The sequence below is a fragment of the Thiorhodococcus mannitoliphagus genome, assembly GCF_010915725.1.
GTDB classification, from domain to species: Bacteria; Pseudomonadota; Gammaproteobacteria; order Chromatiales; family Chromatiaceae; genus Thiorhodococcus; species Thiorhodococcus mannitoliphagus.
In genome coordinates, this window is record NZ_JAAIJR010000257.1 from 1 (window position 1) to 3,221 (window position 3,221).

Annotated in this window: 5 protein-coding genes; all 5 read left to right on the plus strand. The window is 61.5% G+C overall.

Going from position 1 to position 3,221, the window contains the following annotated elements; genetic code table 11:
* The first annotated feature begins 214 nt into the window (after positions 1–214).
* The 5 genes from G3480_RS25705 to G3480_RS25715 all read left to right on the plus strand — a co-directional run bounded on the left by G3480_RS25705 (position 215) and on the right by G3480_RS25715 (position 3,147).
* Positions 215–556, plus strand: a complete 342-nt coding sequence (locus G3480_RS25705; protein WP_164657057.1) for a helix-turn-helix domain-containing protein — start codon at positions 215–217, stop codon at positions 554–556.
* Complete coding sequence (locus G3480_RS25710; RefSeq protein ID WP_164657058.1) at positions 546–1,826, plus strand: type II toxin-antitoxin system HipA family toxin; 1,281 nt, start codon at positions 546–548, stop codon at positions 1,824–1,826. Before G3480_RS25705 ends, G3480_RS25710 begins: the two co-directional genes overlap by 11 nt.
* 260 nt (positions 1,827–2,086) lie before the next feature.
* A complete protein-coding gene (locus tag G3480_RS29750; RefSeq protein WP_476718473.1) occupies positions 2,087–2,182 on the plus strand; it encodes a hypothetical protein in 96 nt (31 codons plus the stop codon).
* Positions 2,169–2,450, plus strand: a complete 282-nt coding sequence (locus G3480_RS28765) for a hypothetical protein (protein ID WP_476718474.1) — start codon at positions 2,169–2,171, stop codon at positions 2,448–2,450. Before G3480_RS29750 ends, G3480_RS28765 begins: the two co-directional genes overlap by 14 nt.
* Positions 2,443–3,147, plus strand: coding sequence for an IS4 family transposase (locus G3480_RS25715; RefSeq protein WP_240906079.1), 705 nt, complete (start codon positions 2,443–2,445; stop codon positions 3,145–3,147). The genes G3480_RS28765 and G3480_RS25715 overlap by 8 nt, the downstream gene beginning before the upstream one ends.
* The last annotated feature ends 74 nt before the right edge of the window (positions 3,148–3,221 follow it).

Below are 3,221 nucleotides of genomic sequence, written 5' to 3' on the forward strand. Positions count from 1 at the left end.
TGGACTCAGTTCTGGCAGCGCATTGATCAGTTCGGCGCCGAATGCTGTTGCTGAGACATCATTCAGAGGCCGCACTCGAACCAAGAAGTGCATTTAACACTGGCTAACTGGATTTGCATGCTTTTAAAAGCACCTGCAGCTTGACTTTTTCCGTTGCGCTTCTCACTATGCGATTAAAAGCAGATTAATTCTCCCTGGAAGTCTTTAAAAGCTCATGGCACAGAAAAATCTGCTGACGACGTCACCTCCCTACCCGGTCGAACAAGCCGTGAGGCGGCTCGGGGCCAACCTGCGCACCGCCCGCTTGCGACGGAACCTGACGATTGCCGAGGTAGCGGAGAAGATCGGCACCGGCCCACGCCCGGTTGCCGATGCCGAGAAGGGCAAGCTCGGCACCGGCGTCGCCGTTTACATGGCGCTCTTGTGGGCCTACGACCTGCTGGAATCGGCTGGCGACCTGGCGGATCCGCTGACCGACGAAGAGGGCCTGATGCTGGAACTCTCCCAGGGACGGACGCGGGCCCGCAAGAAGGACGAGCTCGACAATGACTTCTAGGTTCGGCGCGCACGAATGCTTTGTCTACATCACGCTGCCGGGGCAGACCGAGTTCGTCATCGCTGGTCGGTTTGTCCTGGAGCAGCAACGCGGCGGTCCACTCGGTCGCTTCGTTTACGGCCGCAGCTACCTCGACCGGCCCGACGCGGTACCGATCGATCCGGTTGAACTCAAACTCGGCAAGGCGACTTACCGCACGACGACGCAGAACGGCATTTTCGGCGCACTGCGCGATGCCAGTCCCGATCACTGGGGACGGCGCGTCATCGACAAGCACGCCGCCAGGGTCCGTCCTGGAGAAGTGGACTACCTCCTGTTTGCGCCTGATGACCGCGCAGGTGCGCTGGGGTTTGGGTTGAACCAGGAGCCCCCTACTCCCAAGCGGCACTTCAATCAGACCCTCGACCTGCAAAAACTGCAGGACCTGGCCGATGCCTTCATCGCCGATGTAGAGGTCCCGCAAGGCGCGGAAGCCGACCAAGTTAAGGATCTGATGTTGGTCGGGACCTCGATGGGGGGTGCCCGGCCTAAGGCGGTCGTTGAAGACGATTCCGATCTTTGGATCGCAAAATTCAATCGCACGGATGATCCGTGGAACTTCGCTCGCGTCGAACACGCCATGCTCATGCTGGCACGCGCATGCGGGATCGAGACAGCGGTGAGCAAACTCACAACGCTCGGCAACCGGGACTTATTGCTGGTCAAACGCTTCGACCGCGAGAAAGCCGACGACGGCTACATTCGGGCGCGCATGATCAGCGGCCTCACCTTGTTGCGTACGGACGACTCGCCACAACAACGGGAGCGTTGGTCGTATATCACCTTGGCTGAAGAGCTGCGGCGCGTCAGCGCCCAACCGCGCCATGATGCGCAGGAGCTGTTCCGCCGCATGTGCTTCAACGCGCTGATCTCGAATACCGACGACCACCCGCGTAATCATGCGCTTATCGCTCGGACAGCAGACTGGCGACTGTCGCCCGCCTATGACCTGACGCCGGATACGCCGATCAGCCTGGACCGCCGCGACCTGGCATTGGATTGCGGTGACTACGGCCGTTATGCACATGCCGACAACCTGCTTTCGCAAGGCCCGCGCTTTTACCTGGAACCCAGCGATGCCAGAGCCGTCATCGCCAAGATGGAAGACCAGGTGCGTGCAACCTGGTATGAAACCGCTAGACGCGCCGGTGTGACAGAACGTGACTGCACCAAGATCGCGGGCGCTTTTGCCTATCCGGGGTTTCGGTTGCCGCTTGGCGATCACGAATAAGCAATCCACCCGCACCCACAGCACACCTCACCATGGGACTATAACTCACTTAGCTTGACCCACATCTTGGCTCGGCATCGTACACAAATCAGGAGCACTCCTGGCATCCGGGTAGACCGCGCGGATGAGGTTCATGTGCAATACGTCCCGACTGAAATTGACCGAGACACCGCCTGATGCACGAAACCGCCCTGCTTGAGCCGACCGAGAGAGTGACACCACCCGACATGGACCTGACGTTGTGAACGCTGGAGGAGGAATTGAGCGGCATCGACCTGGGGGATGTGCGGCGCAATCGGCGTGCTCAGCAGGTGTTGGGACGAGACGCGCGGTGCCTATCGCTTGCTCGGCCATGAACGCGTCACGGCGGCGAGCGTGCTCGCCCCGCACATCGCCTGCACGCAGGAGCGTCTGCGCGCGCACTCGCGGGTGCTGTGCATCCAGGACACGACCGAGCTGGATTACACCTCCAAGAAAGACCGCATGAAGGGGCTTGGCCCGCTGAACGATGAGACGCGCTGGGGGCTGTATTTGCATCCGACCCTGGCGGTGACCCCAGATCGGGTGCCCTTGGGGCTGCTGGATCTGCACAGTTGGGCGCGCGAGCCTGGCAGTCTTGGGTGAGGGCAAGGCCGCAAACCGCCCGCTCGAAGAAAAGGAAAGCGTGCGCTGGGTCGATGGCTTTGCCAACGTCAACGCCTTGCCCGAGACCCGTTTGACCGACATCGCCGACCGCGAGGGCGACCTCTACGACCCGTTCGTTGAGGCGCCCTGTCCCGAGTCGGGGGCCGATTGGCTGATCCGCGGTCAGTATCACGATCGCCGCCTCACCGATGGGCGCACCCTGAGCGAGGCACTCGCCGCCGCCGCGGTGCTGACGACGATCACCTTCACCCGTCCCGCCGGACACGGCAAACCCGCACGCCCGGTTGAGCAGCACCTCAAAGCCGTGCGCGTGACCTTGAAGGCGCCGCGACGTCCCGATCGTGCGCTCAGCGACGTCACCGTCACCGCCGTATTGGCCAGCGAGGTCAATCCACCGCCCGGCGAGGACCCCGTGCAGTGGTTGTTGTTGACCAACCTGCCCGTCGACACGCCCGAGCAGGCGCTCGAGAAGATCGCCTGGTCTCTCTGCAGGTGGCAAGTGGAGGTCTTTTTCAAGATTTTGAAAAGCGGCTGCAAAATCGAGCGTTTACAGTTGGAACAGCGCGAGCACCGCAAGCCCGCGCTGGCCTTCTACATGATCATTGCTTGGCGCGTGCTGCTGCTCACGCATCTCGGGCGCGCTTGCCCCGAGTTGCCCTGCAACGTCGTCTTTTGAGGTGGACCCCTATGTCAAGACAGCTCCCCGCCCAAAATAAGTTATAAAAATCTGTTGCTGTTGCGCCGCAGGCG

Excerpts from the sequence above, each read along its gene's own strand:
- G3480_RS25705 (WP_164657057.1), top strand. The coding sequence starts at position 215 with ATGGCACAGAAAAATCTGCTGACGACGTCACCTCCCTACCCGGTCGAA.
- G3480_RS25710 (WP_164657058.1), top strand. The coding sequence starts at position 546 with ATGACTTCTAGGTTCGGCGCGCACGAATGCTTTGTCTACATCACGCTG.